This window comes from Pseudomonas glycinae (assembly GCF_001594225.2).
GTDB classification, from domain to species: domain Bacteria; phylum Pseudomonadota; class Gammaproteobacteria; order Pseudomonadales; family Pseudomonadaceae; genus Aquipseudomonas; species Aquipseudomonas glycinae.
On sequence record NZ_CP014205.2, the window covers coordinates 1,802,979 to 1,820,844 of the forward strand.

At 62.8% G+C, this 17,866-nt stretch carries 13 protein-coding genes; 12 read left to right on the plus strand and 1 reads right to left on the minus strand.

Going from position 1 to position 17,866, the window contains the following annotated elements; genetic code table 11:
• Window positions 1–9 precede the first annotated feature (9 nt).
• From treZ to AWU82_RS08100, 12 genes are all read left to right on the plus strand, one after another.
• Entirely contained in the window at window positions 10–1,812 is a 1,803-nt protein-coding gene (gene treZ, locus AWU82_RS08045; protein WP_064381802.1) for a malto-oligosyltrehalose trehalohydrolase, read from the plus strand.
• Window positions 1,809–3,887, plus strand: coding sequence for a 4-alpha-glucanotransferase (gene malQ / locus AWU82_RS08050; RefSeq protein WP_064381803.1), 2,079 nt, complete (start codon window positions 1,809–1,811; stop codon window positions 3,885–3,887). The genes treZ and malQ overlap by 4 nt, the downstream gene beginning before the upstream one ends.
• Window positions 3,884–6,661 (plus strand): malto-oligosyltrehalose synthase, encoded by a 2,778-nt coding sequence (locus tag AWU82_RS08055; RefSeq protein ID WP_064381804.1) that lies wholly within the window; start codon window positions 3,884–3,886, stop codon window positions 6,659–6,661. Before malQ ends, AWU82_RS08055 begins: the two co-directional genes overlap by 4 nt.
• Window positions 6,662–6,690: 29 nt before the next feature.
• Entirely contained in the window at window positions 6,691–7,023 is a 333-nt protein-coding gene (locus AWU82_RS08060; protein WP_064381805.1) for a DUF2934 domain-containing protein, read from the plus strand.
• A gap of 108 nt (window positions 7,024–7,131) precedes the next feature.
• Window positions 7,132–9,291 (plus strand): glycogen debranching protein GlgX, encoded by a 2,160-nt coding sequence (gene glgX / locus AWU82_RS08065; protein WP_064381806.1) that lies wholly within the window; start codon window positions 7,132–7,134, stop codon window positions 9,289–9,291.
• A 1-nt stretch (window position 9,292) separates the two neighbouring features.
• On the plus strand, window positions 9,293–10,291 hold the full coding sequence (locus AWU82_RS08070) for an acyl-CoA dehydrogenase family protein (RefSeq protein WP_064381807.1): 999 nt from the start codon (window positions 9,293–9,295) through the stop codon (window positions 10,289–10,291).
• Window positions 10,288–11,046, plus strand: a complete 759-nt coding sequence (locus tag AWU82_RS08075) for a PIG-L deacetylase family protein (RefSeq protein WP_064381808.1) — start codon at window positions 10,288–10,290, stop codon at window positions 11,044–11,046. The genes AWU82_RS08070 and AWU82_RS08075 overlap by 4 nt, the downstream gene beginning before the upstream one ends.
• Window positions 11,043–11,642 carry a class I SAM-dependent DNA methyltransferase gene (locus tag AWU82_RS08080; RefSeq protein WP_064381809.1) on the plus strand — a complete coding sequence of 200 codons (600 nt, stop codon included), beginning with the start codon at window positions 11,043–11,045 and terminating at the stop codon, window positions 11,640–11,642. The genes AWU82_RS08075 and AWU82_RS08080 overlap by 4 nt, the downstream gene beginning before the upstream one ends.
• Entirely contained in the window at window positions 11,639–12,298 is a 660-nt protein-coding gene (locus AWU82_RS08085) for a glycosyltransferase family 2 protein (RefSeq protein WP_064381810.1), read from the plus strand. Before AWU82_RS08080 ends, AWU82_RS08085 begins: the two co-directional genes overlap by 4 nt.
• Window positions 12,299–12,475: 177 nt before the next feature.
• On the plus strand, window positions 12,476–13,237 hold the full coding sequence (locus tag AWU82_RS08090) for a PIG-L deacetylase family protein (RefSeq protein WP_064381811.1): 762 nt from the start codon (window positions 12,476–12,478) through the stop codon (window positions 13,235–13,237).
• 86 nt (window positions 13,238–13,323) lie between these two features.
• A complete protein-coding gene (locus AWU82_RS08095; RefSeq protein WP_064384103.1) occupies window positions 13,324–14,121 on the plus strand; it encodes an endonuclease/exonuclease/phosphatase family protein in 798 nt (265 codons plus the stop codon).
• Between the two features lie 390 nt (window positions 14,122–14,511).
• Entirely contained in the window at window positions 14,512–15,582 is a 1,071-nt protein-coding gene (locus tag AWU82_RS08100) for an autotransporter domain-containing protein (RefSeq protein ID WP_064381812.1), read from the plus strand.
• Window positions 15,583–15,634: 52 nt separating this feature from the next.
• On the opposite strand, the gene glgB is transcribed toward AWU82_RS08100, so the two are convergent.
• The gene (gene glgB, locus AWU82_RS08105) at window positions 15,635–17,866 is read right to left on the minus strand and encodes a 1,4-alpha-glucan branching protein GlgB (protein ID WP_064381813.1); all 2,232 of its coding nucleotides are present in this window, start codon (window positions 17,864–17,866) and stop codon (window positions 15,635–15,637) included.

The window sequence follows — 17,866 nt, forward strand, 5'->3', positions numbered from 1 at the left end:
TTTTCAACGATGCCGTCACGGACACCTGAAAGCTGGCCCCACGGCGCGATCATGCTGGATGCCGAGCACACCCAATTCGCGCTGTGGGCGCCGGATGCATTTTACGTCAGCGTCGAGCTGGACAACGGCCAGTCCCTGCCCATGCTGCCCCAGGGCGAGGGCTGGTTTGTCATCAAGACCCGCTGCCCTGCCGGCAGCCGCTACCGTTTCAACATCGATGGCGAACTGGAGGTCCCCGACCCGGCCTCCAGGGCGCAGGACGGTGATCTCGACCGCCACAGCGTGGTGGTCGATCCGCACCGTTATTCCTGGCGCAACACCACGTGGCAAGGGCGCCCCTGGAATGAAGCGGTCATTTATGAACTGCATGTCGGCGCGCTCGGCGGATTTGCCGAAGTCGAGCAGCATCTCTCACGCCTCGCGGAGCTCGGCATCACCGCCATTGAACTGATGCCGATCGCGCAGTTTCCCGGCGATCGCAATTGGGGCTACGACGGCGTGTTGCATTACGCGCCACAAGCCAGTTATGGCACACCTGAACAACTCAAACATTTGATCGACAGCGCCCACGGTTATGGCCTGGCGGTGATCCTCGACGTGGTCTACAACCACTTCGGCCCCGACGGCAATTACCTGCATCGCTACGCCAAAGGCTTTTTTCGCGAAGACAAGCACACCCCATGGGGCGCGGCCATCGATTTTCGCCGTCGGGAAGTGCGGGACTTCTTCGTCGAAAACGCCTTGATGTGGCTGCTGGAATACCGTTTCGACGGCTTGCGCCTGGATGCGGTGCATGCCATCGAAAGCCCCGACTTTTTGCCGGAACTCGCACGTCGCATACGTCAGCAGATCGACCCGTCCCGGCATGTGTGGCTGACCATCGAAAACGAACTCAACCAGTCCAGCCTGCTTGAGGAAAATTACGACGCGCAGTGGAACGACGATGGCCACAACGCCCTGCATGTATTACTGACCGGTGAAACCGACGCCTACTACGCGGACTATGCACTGCAACCCACCGAACAACTGGCCCGCTGCCTGAGCCAGGGTTTCGTGTTTCAGGGTCATATCACGCGCCACGGCGAACCCCGTGGCGAGCCAAGCGAGCATCTGCCATCCACTGCTTTCGTGTTGTTCCTGCAAAATCACGACCAGATCGGCAATCGCGCCTTCGGCGAGCGCCTGCATCAATTGGCCGAGCCGCGCGCGGTGGATGCTGCGACAGCGTTGTTGCTGCTGTCGCCGATGATTCCCCTGATGTTCATGGGCGATGAATACGCGGCCCAACAGCCATTTCTGTTCTTCACCAGCCACCATGGCGAACTGGCGAAACTGGTGCGCCAAGGTCGGCGTAATGAGTTCGCGGCATTCAGTGCCTTCTCGGATCCGCACAAGCGTGAACAGATTCCCGACCCCAACGCCGAGCAGACCTTTCACGCCTCACAACCGCGCCTGACGGGTAACGGCACGCCTCGGCAACAGGCGACGCTGGCGTTGTATCGCCAGCTTCTGCAACTGCGCCATCAATACATCATTCCCAACCTGTCCGGCACTCAAGCCCTCGGCGCCCAAGTGCTGGGGCCTGGCGCCGTCAGCGCACGCTGGCGCCTGGGCGATGGCAGCGAGCTGCGAATCGACCTGAACCTCAGCGATACGCCAGTGGTCAACCTTCCACAGACCGAGTCGGTGTGGCTGTTTCGCCAGCCACCCGACACAGGCCTGTTGGATGAGGGGCAACTGCCCCCGTATTGCGCGCTCGTCAGCCTCACGGCCGCAACCCCTTTGCCCCCCTTGGATGGAGAGCGCCTATGAGTGATGCGCAACTGGAAATTCTCGCCAGCCGAGCCGGCCTTGCCGTCGACTGGATCGACGCCAACGGGCGAGCGCAAAAAGTCGCCCCGGCGGTGCTGCGCAATGTGCTGATCGGCCTCGGTCACCCGGCCGGAACGGCTCAGGAAATCGACGCCAGCCTGCTCGAACTGCAACAGGTACAGGAAAATCGCCAGCTGCCCCCGCTGCTCACTGCCGATGTCGGCGTGGGCGTGGATCTGGCTCGCTATTTCGAACCCGAGACCCCTTGCGAAATTCACCTGGAAGACGGCTCGCGCCTGAGTCTCAAGCTGGATGCCGAGTCCGTATTGCCCGGCGAGATACCGGTCGGCTATCAGCAAGTGCACATCGCCGATCAGCAATTCACCCTGGCCGTGGCACCGGAACGCTGCTTCAGCGTAGGTGATGCCGTGGACAGCCCGATCCCGCGCGCGTGGGGCCTGAGCGTGCAGCTTTATGGACTGCGCCGCGCCGGCGATGGCGGTTTCGGCGACACCCAGGCCCTGGAAGAACTGGCCCGGGTGGCCGGTGAACGTGGCGCCGATGCCTTGGCGATCAGCCCGCTGCACGCGATGTTCAGCGCCGACACCGGGCGCTACAGCCCTTACTCGCCGTCCAGTCGGCTGTTTCTCAACCCGCTGTACGCCGCACCGGGCGCGATCCTCGGCGAGCGCGCGCTGCGCGATGCGATTGACGCGGCCGGGCTGACCGAGCAGTTCGAGCAACTGGAAAACCTGAAACTGATCGACTGGCCGAAAGCGGCCGACGCCAAACTGAAACTGCTGCAAGCCTTGTACGACGGCTTCATAAGCGGCGAACACCCGTTGCACGCCGACTTCTCCAGCTTTCGTGATGCCGGCGGCGAAGCGCTGGAAAACCACTGCCGCTTCGAAGCCATCCAGGAAATGCGCGCGGCCCGTGGCGAGAGCCTCGACTGGCGCCAATGGCCGGAGCACTGGCACGACCCGCGCGGCGCTGCCCTCGGCGCATTTGCCGAGGAATACGCCGAGCGCATCAGCTACTTCGCGTTCTGCCAATGGTTGATCCACCGCTGCCTGGAGCGCGCCCAGACCGCCGCCCGCAGCGCCGGCATGGGTATCGGCCTGATCGCCGACCTGGCGGTGGGTGCCGACGGTGCCGGCAGCCAGGCCTGGAGTTTTCAGGACGAGTTGCTCGCCTCGCTGACCGTCGGCGCGCCGCCGGACATCCTCAATCGCTCAGGCCAGGGCTGGGGCATTTCCGCGTTTTCCCCGGAAGGTCTGGTGCGCAACGGCTTTCGTGCGTTCATCGACATGCTGCGCGCCAACTTCGCCCACGCCGGCGGGCTGCGCATCGACCATGTCATGGGCCTGCAACGGCTGTGGGTGATTCCCAACGGCGCGGTCCCGGCGGACGGCGCCTACCTGTATTACCCGGTGGATGACCTGCTGCGTCTGCTGACCCTCGAATCCCATCGTCATCAAGCGATCGTGCTTGGCGAAGACCTCGGCACCGTGCCCGATGGCCTGCGGGAAAAACTCATCGCCCGCGCCATGCTTGGCATGCGCGTGCTGTTGTTCGAGCAGGACAACACCCATTTCAAACCGATCCTCGACTGGCCGGACAACGCCCTGGCCACCACCAGCACCCACGATCTGCCGACCCTCAACGGCTGGTGGCACGGCCGCGACATCGACTGGAATGCGCGACTGGGACTGATCGACGCCAACGGCGAAATCGACTGGCGCCGTTACCGCGAACGGGAGCGTGAAGGCCTGCGCAATGCCCTGAGCCAGGACCCGCAAAACTTTCGCGAGGAATCCCACGAGGCCGATCAGGTGGTCGACGCCGCGGTGCGTTTCCTCGGCCACACCCGTGCGCCGCTGGTGCTGCTGCCGTTGGAAGATGCGCTGGGGCTTGACGAGCAGGCCAACCTGCCCGGCACCATCGACACCCACCCCAACTGGTCGCGCCGCTTGCCGGCCACCAGTGAGACGCTGCTCGACGGTGTCGACGCCGCAAGACGCCTGGAACTATTGGCGTGTGCCCGCCTTCAGGCAGCCGAGCGTGACCAATGAGTGCATTGCCTATCCAGACCCTGCGCGCCACGGTTCGCCTGCAATTTCACCGAGGCTTCACCCTTGATCAGGCGGTGCCGCTGGTGCCGTATTTCTCTCGACTCGGCATCAGCCACATTTATGCCTCGCCGCTGCTGGCCGCGCGCGCCGGCTCCATGCATGGCTACGACGTGGTCGATCCGACCCGGGTCAATCCGGAACTCGGCGGCGAACCAGCCTTGCGTCGTCTGGTCGCCAGCCTGCGCGAGCACGGCATGGGGCTGATCCTCGACATCGTCTCCAATCACATGGCGGTCGGTGGCGGTGACAACCCGTGGTGGCTCGACTTGCTGGAATGGGGCCGACTGAGCCCCTACGGCGAGTTCTTCGACATTCAGTGGCACTCGCCCGACCCGCTGATGGAAGGCCAGTTGCTGCTGCCGTTTCTCGGCAGCGACTACGGTGTCGCATTGCAGGACGCGACTCTGCCGCTGCTGTTCAATGCCGAGAGCGGCACTTTCCATGTCGAGCATTACGAGCATCACTTCCCGATCTGCCCTACTGATTACGGCGAACTGCTCAGATCCAATGACGCCCCGAACGATACGCTCAATGCGCTCGCCGACCGTTTCAGTACGCTGAGCTATCAGACCGACGCCCGCGCGCTGGCCCTGCCGCTCAAGGAAGAACTCCAGCAACTGGCCAGCGACCCGCACATTCTGCAAGCCATTGAGCGCAACCTGACGCACTACGATTCGAAGACCGGAGAAGGTTTTCAGCGCCTGCACCAATTGCTGGAACGGCAAAGCTATCGCCTGGCGAGCTGGCGCACGGCGGCGGATGACATCAACTGGCGGCGCTTCTTCGACATCAACGAACTCGGCGGTTTAAGGGTCGAGCGTCCGGCAGTGTTCGAGGCCACCCACGGCAAGATCTTCCAGTTGATCGGCGAAGGCCTGATTGACGGCCTGCGCATCGACCACATTGACGGCCTCGCCGACCCGCGCGGCTACTGCCGCAAGCTGCGCCGTCGTCTTGACCATCTGGCGCCGGGCCGGCACTTGCCGATTTACGTCGAGAAGATTCTCGGCGACGGCGAAACCCTGCCCACCGACTGGTCCGTGGACGGCAGCACCGGTTATGAATTCATGAACCAGTTGTCGCTGTTGCAACACGACCCGGACGGTGAACATGTGCTCGGCGACTTGTGGCAACGCCGCACCGAGCGCTCGGCCGCGTTCATCGAAGAAGCGCAACTGGCGCGCCAGCAGATCCTCAACGGTTCGCTGGCCAGCGATTGCGAAAGCGTTGCTCAGGCCCTGCTGCAAGTGGCGCGCGACGACCTGATGACCCGCGACCTCACGCTCGGCTCAATCCGCCGTGTGTTGCAGGCGTTGATCGTGCACTTCCCGGTCTATCGCACCTACATCACCCCGATGGGCCGCTCGGCGCGCGACGAGGTGTTTTTCCAGCAGGCCATGGACGGTGCGCGGCAGACATTGAGCGAAGCCGATTGGCCAGTACTGGACTCCGTAGCCGGTTGGCTTGGCGGCCAGCCATGGCGGCGCAAACCTCGTGGTCGCTCGCGCAAGATTCTGAAGCACGCCTGCGTGCGCTTTCAGCAGCTCACTTCCCCGGCCGCCGCCAAAGCGGTGGAAGACACCGCGCTGTATCGCTCGGCGGTGCTGCTGTCGCGCAATGACGTCGGTTACAACACCGAGCAGTTCAGTGCGCCGGTCAGCGACTTTCACGCGGTGAACCAGCAACGTCTGGCGAGCTTCCCGGACAACCTGCTGGCCACCGCCACCCACGACCACAAACGCGGCGAAGACACCCGCGCGCGACTGGCCGTACTCAGCGAACGCAGCCACTGGTACGTCGAGCAGATCGAGCTGTGGCGCGCCCTCGCCCGGCCGCTGCGCCATGACGATCAGTTGCCGTCGTCGGCGGACGAATTGATCCTCTATCAGGCGCTGCTCGGCAGCTGGCCGCTGGACTTGCATGACGACGATCAGGCCGGGTTTGCCGATTACGCCAAGCGTGTCTGGCAGTGGCAGCAGAAAGCCCTGCGCGAAGCCAAGCTGCAAAGCAGCTGGAGTGCGCCGAACGAGGCTTACGAAAACGCCGCTCAAGCGTTCACCGAACAATTGCTGCTGGCTCCCGAAGGAGAACTGCTGCGCGGGGCGCTGGCCAAGACCGTCAACAGCATCGCGGCGGCCGGCGCCCTCAACGGTCTGGCGCAAACCTTGCTGCGCATGACCGTGCCGGGGGTGCCGGATCTGTATCAGGGCAACGAGTTCTGGGATTTCAGCCTGGTCGATCCGGACAACCGGCGGCCAGTCGACTATGCCGCCAGGCAGCAGGCGCTGGAAGCACCAGGGCCGGTTCAGGAACTGTTGGAGAACTGGCGCGACGGGCGAATCAAGCAAGCATTGATCGCCGAGGTGCTGCGCCTGCGCGCCGACGACACCGAGTTGTTTCGCCGTGGTTCGTACCAGGCCCTCGAGGTACTGGGCAGCCAGGCGCACAACGTGCTCGCGTTTGCCCGCGAGCATGGGGAGCGACGGATCATCGTGATCGTGCCGATCCGTTGCGCAACATTGTTGGAAAACAGTGCTGTGCCGATGGTTGATGCGCTGCGCTGGGGCGATACACGGGTGGTTTTACCGTTCGACGCCTCTAACGAAAATCTGAAGGGACTTTTTTCGAGCACCGCAGTCACAAAAAACAGGGAGCTGCAGGTCAGCGCCGCGCTGGGGGATTTCCCGGTCAATCTGCTTATCCAACACGTCTAGCAGCATGAGTTCAGTTCAGGAGCATTGCGATGAGTACCGACGATAAACGCATCCGCGAATTCGCCTATCAGATCTGGGAATCGGAAGGTAAACCCGAGGGCCAGGACGCCCGCCACTGGGAGATGGCGCGCAAACTGGCCGAAGCCGAGGCATTGGCGCCGAAAAAATCGCCGAAGGCTGCCGGCAGTAAAACCGCCGGCAAGACCACCACCAGCAAAGCTGTCGAGGGCAAGGCAACTGCCGCCAAACCCAAGGCCACGACGGCCAAGGCCAAGCCTGCCGGTGCCGCCAAAGTGATTCCCCCGGGCGAAAAAGCCGCCGAGAAAAAGCCCCGCGCGCCGCGCAAGCCGCCTGCGGTCTGACGCTCCCCGAACCATTGATTTGAATAACCGTGTGGCGGGTTCGCTCGCCACCGAGGGCTTACTCGTCCTCGAAAAACATCTACCCCCCGATTTTTTGCAGGAGCACCTATGACCCGTCCAAAGAAAGCCGAGCCCGCCGCGCACGCCGAACCCTCGCGCATCCGTGAAGGCCTGCCCTTCCCGCTCGGCGCGACCTGGGATGGTCTGGGGGTGAACTTTGCGCTGTTTTCCGCCAACGCCACCCGCGTTGAACTGTGCATTTTCGACGATGCCGGCGAAGTTGAACTCGAACGCATCGAACTGCCGGAATACACCGATGAGATCTACCACGGCTATCTGCCCGATGCACATCCGGGCCTGATCTACGGCTACCGGGTCTATGGCCCGTACGACCCGGCCAACGGCCACCGCTTCAATCACAACAAGTTGCTGATCGACCCCTACGCCAAGCAGTTAGTGGGCGAGTTGAAATGGTCCGAGGCGCTGTTCGGCTACACCATCGGCCATCCGGACGCCGATCTCAGCTTCGACGAGCGCGACAGCGCGCCTTTCGTTCCCAAGTGCAAGGTCATCGACCCGGCCCACACCTGGGGCCACGACCACCGCGTCAGCGTGCCGTGGGACAAGACCATCATTTACGAGACCCATGTGCGCGGCATCAGCATGCGCCACCCTTCGGTGCCGGAAAATGTGCGTGGCACGTTTGCCGGGCTGATGGTCGACGATGTGCTTGAACACATCCGCAAACTGGGTGTGTCGACCGTCGAACTGTTGCCGATCCACGCTTTCGTCAACGACCAGCACCTGCTGCACAAAGGCATGACCAATTACTGGGGCTACAACAGCATCGCGTTCTTCGCCCCGGATCCGCGCTATCTGGCCAGCGGCAAGATCGCCGAGTTCAAGGAGATGGTCGCGCACCTGCACGACGCCAATCTCGAAGTGATTCTCGACGTGGTCTACAACCACACCGCCGAAGGCAACGAGCAAGGCCCGACCCTGTCGATGCGCGGGATCGACAACGCCTCGTACTACCGCTTGATGCCGGACGACAAGCGCTTCTACATCAACGATTCCGGCACCGGCAACACCCTCGACCTGAGCCATCCGTGTGTGCTGCAGATGGTCACCGACTCGCTGCGCTACTGGGCCAGCGAAATGCACGTCGACGGTTTCCGTTTCGATCTGGCGACCATCCTCGGCCGTTATCACGACGGTTTCGATGAACGCCACAGCTTCCTCGTGGCCTGCCGCCAGGACCCGGTCCTGCGCCAGGTGAAAATGATCGCCGAGCCTTGGGACTGTGGTCCCGGCGGCTATCAGGTGGGCAAGTTCCCGCCGGGCTGGGTCGAGTGGAACGACAAGTTCCGCGACACGGTGCGCGCGTTCTGGAAAGGCGACGACGGCCAGCTCGCCGACTTCGCCAGCCGCATGACCGCGTCCGGAGAAATGTTCAACCAGCGCGGTCGCCGGCCTTATTCGTCGGTGAATTTCGTCACTGCTCATGACGGCTTTACCCTCAACGACCTGGTGTCCTACAACGACAAGCACAACGAGGCCAACGACGAAAACAATCAGGACGGCAGCAACAACAACCTGTCCTGGAACCACGGCGTCGAAGGGCCCACCGACGACCCGGAAATCAACGCGCTACGCCACCGGCAGATGCGCAACTTCTTCGCCACCCTGCTGTTGTCACAGGGCACACCGATGATCGTGGCCGGCGACGAATTCGCCCGCACCCAGGACGGCAACAACAATGCCTACTGCCAGGACAGCGAAATCGGCTGGGTCAACTGGGACCTGAGCGAGGACGGCAAGGCGCTGCTGAAATTCGTCAAACGCCTGATCAAGTTGCGCCTGGCGTATCCGATCCTGCGCCGCGGGCGTTTCCTGGTCGGCGAATACAACGAAGACATCGGCGTCAAGGACGTGACCTGGCTTGCGCCGGACGCCACCGAAATGACCACCGAGCACTGGCATGATGCGCAGAACCGCTGCATGGGCATGCTGCTCGACGGTCGTGCCCAGGAAACCGGGATTCGCCGCAAGGGTGGCGACGCCACGCTGCTGCTGGTAGTCAACGCCCATCACGACATCGTCAACTTCACCTTGCCGGAAGTACCCGAGGGCAGTTTCTGGACGTGCATGATCGATACCAACCAGCCAGCGATCCGTGGCCAGGAGCGTTTCGAGTTCGGTCATGAGTACTCGGTCACCGGACGCTCGCTGCTGCTGTTTGAACTGCAACGTGAAGAAGAGGACTGACATGGACTTGTCCGCCTATCTCTCACGGCATGCCAGGGACTACCGCGACACGGCTGCTCTTGGTCTGTGTTTGCGGCAAATGGTCGAAGCCGGCCTCGATCGCCTGCCGTTGCCCGGCAGCGGTCGTACGCTGGAGCGCTGGCAACGGCTGTCCGAGGTCGGCGGGCATGATCTGGGGCTGTGCAAACTCTACGAAGGCCATACCGATGCCTTGGCGATCATCGAGCAACTCGGTGGCTCGCCGACGCCCGGCAGTACGTGGGGCATGTGGGCGGCCGAACCACCGCAGGCGCGGGTTCGGGTCAGCCGTTCGGGACATATGGTGCAGCTGGATGGGCGCAAGGCCTGGTGTTCCGGGGCGGCGGTGCTCAGCCACGCCCTGCTGACGGCATGGGATGAGGAGGATCGTCAGCAACTGGTCGCAGTGGCGCTCGATCAACCGGGCGTCACCGTCACCGATCAGGGCTGGCAAGCGGTCGGCATGGCGGCCACCGGCAGTGTCGAGGTGCTGTTTGACGAGGTCGAGGCTCAGGCGATCGGTGAGCCTGGCGACTACCTGCAACGGCCGGGATTCTGGCAGGGCGGGATCGGAATCGCCGCGTGCTGGTACGGCGCCGCCAGGGAGATCGGCGAACGCTTGCACCTGCACTGTGCGCGGCGTGAAGAGCCCCACGCGCTGGCCAGTCTCGGCGCCGTCGACAGCGCCTTGCACGGCGCAGCTCAAGCGCTGCGCGTCAGTGCTCTGGACATCGACAGCGATCCCCACGGCAACGCCGAGTTGCTGGCCCGCCGTGTTCGCGCCGTGGTCGAGGATGCCGCCGAACAGGTAATCCGCGAGACCGGTCGGGCACTTGGGGCCGGGCCGTTCTGCAAGGATCCGCACTTCGCCCGGCTGATGGCCGATTTGCCGGTGTATCTGCGTCAGAGCCACGCCGAACGTGATCTGGCGGCACTGGGCCAACTGATTGCACAGCAACCGCGCGAGGGTTGGGCCCTATGAAGCGCAATCCGATCGTCGGCGAAGGAACCTCCCTGCACGAATGGCAGGGCTCACGCCATCTGGCAGCGGTAGACAGTGTCGACATTCTCGACTTGGTACCACCGGGATCGCGGGCGGTGGTGATCGCGCCGCATCCGGACGACGAGGTGCTCGGTTGCGGCGGACTGTTGCAAGGGCTCGCAGCGGCGGGACGCACCCTGCAATTGATTTCGGTCACCGATGGCAGCGCCAGTCATCCGGGCTCGGAGCGCTGGCCGGTGGAGCGCCTGAGCGTCGTGCGCCCGCAGGAATCCGCCGAAGCCCTGCGCCGCCTCGGACTGCCCATGCACCAGTTGCAGTGGCTGCGCGGCGGCTTCCCCGACACCCGGGTCGCCGCGCGCGAGTCGATGTTGTGTGACTACCTGACCCGCTACCTGCAAGCCGATGACGTGATCTTCACCACCTGGCGCGAAGACGGCCACAGCGACCACGAAGCCGTAGGCCGCGCCAGCGTCGAAGCGGCTCGGCGCGTGGGCGCGATTTGCCATGAGCTGCCGGTCTGGACCTGGCACTGGGCAACCCCGGAAGACGCCCTCGTGCCCTGGGAGCGGGCGCGCAAGATTCTGCTCAGCCCGGAGCAAATCGCACGCAAGCGTCACGCGGTGCACGCCTTCGCCAGCCAGCTGGAAGGCGATCCCGAAGCAGGACTGGCTCCGGTGCTCGCGCCCTACGTCATTGATCGACTGCTGCAACCTTTCGAGGTGGTCTTCTTATGAGTGTCGAAGATCGCTACTTCGAAGGCCTGTTCGCGGGCAATAACGATCCCTGGGGATTTCGCCAGCGCTGGTATGAGCAGCGCAAACGCCTCGTGACCCTGGCAGCACTGCCCCGCCCGCATTACCGGACGATCTTCGAACCCGGTTGCGCCAACGGCGAACTGAGCGCCGCGCTGGCCGAACGCTGTGATCGGCTGTTGTGCTGCGACACCAGCGCCGCCGCGGTCAATCTGGCGCGCACCCGGCTGAGCCTGTTCGACCACGCCGACGTCCGTCAATGTCGGTTGCCTGGCGATTGGCCGGCGGAAAAATACGACCTGATCGTATTCAGCGAAATCGGCTACTACCTTGACCGGGAGGATCTGACGGAAGTCATCCGTTGCATCAGCGATTCGTTGGCGGCGGACGGTCAATTACTGGCCTGTCACTGGCGCCCGCCCATCGAAGGCTGCCCGCTCAATGCACGACAGGTTCACGACCTGATTCACGAACAGTTGCACCTGCCGCGACTGGTCCTGCATCAGGAAGCGGATTTTCTGCTGGAAGTCTGGAGTCGCGAACCGCGTTCGGTGGCCGCACTGGAGGGTTTGCGATGATTGGCATCCTGATCCCGGCACACAACGAAGAAGAGTGGCTCGATGACTGCCTGCTCGCCGCCTTGCGCGCCGCCGAGCATCCGATGCTGGCCGGTGAACCGGTGGAGGTCCTGGTGGTGCTCGACAGTTGCACCGACCGCTCGGCGCTCATCGTCAGCCAGTACCCCGTGCGGGCGCTGAGCATCGAGGCGCGCAACGTCGGCCAGGCGCGGGCCATCGGCGCTCAACAATTGCTTGAGCGCGGTGCGCGCTGGATCTCCTGCTCGGATGCCGACAGCCGCGTCGCCGAGGACTGGCTGGTGCAGCAACTGGGGCTGGGCACCGATGCCGTATGCGGCACGGTGACGGTCGAGCAGTGGCATGACACGTTCGATGAGGCCGCACAGATTCGCTATCACGGTCATTACCAGGCCTGCGAAGGACACCGACACATCCATGGCGCCAATCTGGGCGTCAGTGCGCAAGCCTACGTGCGCGCCGGCGGCTTCGAACCGTTGTCCTGTGACGAAGATGTGCAGCTGGTGCGCCAACTGGAGCGTTCAGGGGCCAGCATCGCCTGGAGCCATCGCCCGCAAGTCATCACCAGCGCCCGTCTGGATAGTCGTGCACGGGGTGGTTTTGGCGACTATCTGCGACAGTTGGCACAGACTGAATAAAAAAAAGCGGATCAGATTGATCTGTGACGCGACGAACCGCCCGTCTTGAGCAATACTCTGCTGCGCAGCAATCCAGGGTTCGGAGCGCTGCCGGGCTATCCACCAGCCTTCACGGGTCGTACACGCTTCGCATGGCGCGCACGACTGAGGGCGAGACACAACAAGGACGTATCACTCATGAAACCGTTATCCCTCAGCGAAAACGGCCTGCCGGCGCAGATCTGGAACAGCGCCCCGCAGCTCGACAACATTCCCGTCATCAACACTCACACATTAGTGCCACCCGGCGCCCGCGCCGTGGTCATTGCCCCGCATCCCGGCGATGAAGTGGTGACCTGCGGCGGCCTGCTGCAACTGCTTTCCAGCCTGGGGCATCCCTTGCAACTGCTGTCGATCACCGATGGCAGCGCCAGTCATCCGGGCTCGCGACAGTGGTCGGAGAAACGCCTGAGTGTGTTCCGCCCCCAGGAAAGCGTCGAAGCCCTGCGCCGTCTCGGTTTGCCGATGCACAGCCTGAAATGGGTGCGCGGCGGGTTCACTGACAACGCCCTGCTCGATCAGGAACATCAGCTGACCGATTTCATCGCCCGCTACCTGCGCCCCGGTGATGTGGTTTTCAGCACCTGGCGCGAAGATGGCACCGCCGATCATGAAGTGGTTGGCCGGGCCAGTGCCAAGGCTGCGCAACTGGCCGGCGCGACCTATCATGATGTGCCGGTCTGGGCCTGGCACTGGCCGGAACGGGATCAGGCGCAGATCCCGTGGCATCGCGCGCGCAAGCTGCGGCTCGACACCTGGACGGTCGCGCGCAAGAGCCACGCCACCCATGCCTACGCCAGCCAGCTCAACGGCGAACCGGCGATCGGTATTGCGCCCCTGCTGCCCAAGTCGATTCTGGAACGCATGCGCCTGCCTTACGAGATCGTCCTGGTCGATTGACGGCGGACGCGGGCAGCCACTCAAAGTGAACTGCCCGCGCCCGGATCAGTCGCATGAACAGGCCGTCATGATTCAGAGGAGTGAACGTGTCCAGCGATCCCAAGCGTCATGCCGTCGACGCACAGACCTCCACGCCGTCCGACATCCATCGCCTGCGGGTGCTCACGGTCAACACGCACAAGGGTTTTACCGCGCTCAATCGACGTTTCATCCTTCCGGAGCTGCGTGAAGCGGTGCGCAGCACCTCGGCCGATCTGGTGTTTCTGCAGGAAGTGGTCGGCGAACACGAGCGACACTCCAGCCGCTACAACGAATGGCCGCAAACCTCGCAGTACGAATTCCTCGCCGACAGCATGTGGAGCGACTTTGCCTACGGCCGCAATGCGGTGTATCCCGATGGCCATCACGGCAACGCCCTGCTCTCGAAATACCCGATCCGCGAGTACCGCAACCTCGATGTTTCGATCACCGGTCCCGAACGGCGCGGGCTGTTGCACTGCGTCCTGGATGTGCCGGGTCATGCCGAAGTACATGCCATCTGCGTGCACCTGAGCCTGCTCGAAAGCCATCGGCAATTGCAGTTGCAGCTGCTCTGCCAATTACTCGAATCCCTGCCCGAGGATGCCCCGGTGATCATCGCCGGCGACTTCAATGACTGGCAGTTGCAGGGCAATGTCGCCCTCGCCCGTCGCGACTACTTGCACGAAGCCTTCGAACGCCATCACGGCCGCCCGGCCAAGACCTACCCCGCGCGTTTCCCGTTGCTGCGACTGGACCGGATCTACCTGCGCAATGCCAGCAGCCACGACCCGCAGATCCTCGGCAGCAAACCGTGGACACATCTGTCGGATCATTTGCCGCTGGCTGTCGAAGTGCATTTATAGCGCAATACTGACAGCCGTCCTCACCCGTACAGCGATGCGAAACCGGTTGCCGATCCCGGTCTGGCAGACCGACTGTCGGTTACAAAACGTCTCTGCCTCGCGGCTTGCGCAGCGATTAGGCCTACAAACAAGAACTTAGATAAATGCGCAAAAACAGAAGCTTGCATCATCCGATTTGACTCGACCGCTCATCGTTCAATTTCTTGACGCAACGACTCATGTCTTCTTAGCTCTACCTTACTACCCCCGGAAATACTACTCGGGGCGAGCCTCAGGTCACTCGTCAAAACGGACGGCCTCGGGCTCGCCACGCTCCATTCGGTCGCCCCTCGTTCGGGGTAGGAGAGACGCCAAGGCGAGATACTGCATGCGCTAGCAAGGTAGACCTCCATGAAAACCTCACTCACCTCACAAGAGATCAAAGTTACCTTTTGCACCGTTTCAAGTTCTATCTTGCTGTGCTCGTCCATGGAGGCGCAGGCGGGTCCTGCCGAGGACGAGACCACGTCCTGGTATCGCCAGGACATTCCGGTCATGACTCTTCCCGCCACGGTCGTGACGCCGGGGCCGCAACGTCTGGGCCCGCAGCCGGACCTGCGAGGCGCGAAGCTGATCACCGAAGACCTCGCCCCTTCGGCCTGGGAGCAGCTCTACGGAGAGACCTCCCGCCAGGCGCAAACCGATGCACTCAGCCAAGGCTTCGCCATGCCCGGCACTGGCGACTTCAAAGGCCCCGCCGTGCTGACCCTGAAAAGCAGCAGCGGCCACACCCAGCAGGTCGGCCTGATCGGCGGGGTCAATCAGATCAAGGCCAATGGCAGCGGACTGATCACCAGCCGCGCCCTCGCCGATCCGAACACCGACACCCTCAACCTGCAAGGTCAGAGCCTGGGCGCCTACTACAGCTTGAGTGGCCCACAGGGCTGGCACGTTGACTTGTCGGCCAGTGGCGGTCGGGTCAGCGGTTTCAGTCGGAACGAGCAAGGTGCACGCCTGGCCACCGAAGGCAGCGCGATGACGCTGTCGGTAGAAGGCGGATTCCCGATCGGTCTGGGTGAAAACTGGGTGGTTGAACCGCAAGCGCAATTGATCAACCAGCGCATCACTCTGGATACGCCGTACGCAGGCTCGGGCAACGCCTCTTCCAGTGACATTACATCGTGGAGCGGCCGGGTCGGTGCGCGCTTGAAAGGCAGCTACGATCTGAACGGGTTGCCCGTTGAGCCCTACGTGCGCACGAACCTGTGGCACACGGTGTACACCGGCGACACGGTGACGCTGGATCAGGTGGACAAGATCAGCAGCAGCCGCAAGTCCTCGACTGTGGAAGTCGGACTGGGACTGGTGGCCAGAATGACGCCGACAGTGAGCCTGTATGTCAGTGCCGACTACAGCAGTGATGTGGACGACAACGACCTGAACGGGTTGATTGGCAGCCTGGGGGTCCGGATGCGCTGGTGACTTCTTCTGCATGATCGTTCCCACGCTCTGCGTGGGAACGATCTCGCGTGGGTCAGCCCTCGGGCTTGAGGATCAAAACTGCCAATGGCGGCAAATTCAGCTCCAGCGACAACGCCTGCCCATGGCTCGCGACCTCTTCGGTGAACGCCCCGCCCCCGTTGCCGTAGTTGGAACCGGCGTAGGTGTCGGCGTCACTGTTGAGCAACTCCTTCCAGCGCCCGGCAAACGGCACGCCCACGCGGTAAGACTGACGCGGCACCGGGGTGAAGTTGGCCACCACCAGCACCGGCGTGCCGTCCTTGCTCCAGCGCAGCCATGCGTAAACGCTGTTGATCGCATCGTCGCCGATCAACCACTGAAAGCCTTGCGGCGCATCGTCCTGCTCGTGCAGCGCCGGCTCTTCGCGATACAACCGATTGAGGTCGCTGACCAGTTTCTGCACGCCTTTGTGTTCCGAATATTGCAGCAGATACCAGTCCAGCTGCTGATCATGATTCCACTCGCGCCACTGGCCGAACTCGCAACCCATGAACAACAGTTTCTTGCCCGGATGGGTCCACATGAAACTCAGGTACGCGCGCAGATTGGCGAACTTCTGCCAGCGATCGCCGGGCATTTTGTCGATCAGCGAATGCTTGCCGTGCACCACTTCGTCGTGGGAAATCGGCAGGATGAACCGCTCGGACCAGGCGTAGACCAGGCCGAAACTCAACTCGTTGTGGTGATGGGCGCGGTACACCGGATCCTGCTGAATGTAGTGCAGCGAGTCGTGCATCCAGCCCATGTTCCATTTGTAGGCAAAACCGAGACCGCCCTGTTGGGTGCTCTGGCTGACGCCCGGCCACGCCGTGGACTCTTCGGCGATCACCAGCGCGCCCGGCGCTTCCAATGCCACCACGTCGTTCAAGTGCCGCAGGAAATCGATGGCTTCCAGGTTCTCGCGACCGCCATGACGGTTCGGCACCCACTCACCGGCCTTGCGCGAATAATCACGATAGAGCATCGACGCCACAGCATCGACCCGCAGCCCGTCGATATGGAAATGCTTGAGCCAGTGCAACGCCGACGCCAGCATGTAGCCGTGCACTTCGGTGCGGCCAAGGTTGTAGATCAGCGTGTCCCAATCCTGGTGGAAGCCTTCCAGTGGATTACCGTATTCGTAGAGCGCGGTGCCGTCGAATTGCGCAAGGCCATGGGTATCGGTCGGGAAATGCGCCGGCACCCAGTCGAGAATCACACCGATGCCGGCCTGGTGGCAGGCATTGACGAACTCGCCGAACTGCTCGGGTGTACCGTATCGCGCACTCGGAGCGAACTGCGACAGCAACTGATAGCCCCATGAACCGCCAAACGGGTGCTCCATGATCGGCATCAGTTCGATATGTGTGAAGCCCAGTTCCTTCACATAGGGAATCAGCCGCTCGGCCAGTTCCGGCCACGTGTACTGGCGCGCCACTTCGCCCAGATCGTCGAGTTCGCATTGCCAGGAACCGGCGTGCAACTCATAGATCGACAGCGGCGCATTGTGCTGCTGATGTTCGCGGCGGCCGCTCATCCAGTCGTGATCTTGCCAGTCGATCTGCAACGGTGCGGCGACTTTTGACGCAGTGTCCGGCGGCAGACTGGTGGCCAGTGCCATCGGGTCGGCCTTCAGCGGCAGAATGCCGTGGGCGCCGAGGATTTCGTACTTGTACAGTTCCCCTGCTTGCAGGCGCGGAATGAACAATTCCCACACGCCAGACGGATGCCGCAGGCGCATCGGATGCCGCCGCCCGTCCCAGACGTTGAAATCGCCGACCACCGACACCCGTCGGGCATTCGGTGCCCACACCGCGAAACGCACGCCATCAACGCCATCGACGGTTTTCAACTGCGCACCGAGGCAACTGCTGAGGTCGCGGTGATTGCCTTCGGCAAACAGGTACAGGTCCATTTCACCGAGCAACTGACCAAAGCTGTAAGGATCTTCCGCGACCTGCTCGCCACCGGCCCAGCGAGTACGCAACAGGTATGGCCGCGCGTGCTCGAAATGGCCGACAAACAGCCCCGGCGTTTCGGTGGCGTCCAACGGGCCGAGCTCTTCGCCACTGTTCTTGTCCAGCACCGAAACACTCAACGCACCAGGCAGATACGCCCGGATAAATTGCCCGCCGGCACCATCGCCGTGGGGGCCGAGAATGGAAAACGGGTCGTGATGTTCTGCACGCACCAAGGCATCAATGTCTTTTGCAGTGGGCAGCAATCTTTCTTTAGCGCGACCCTGTTCCTTGTTCGAGAAACTCAT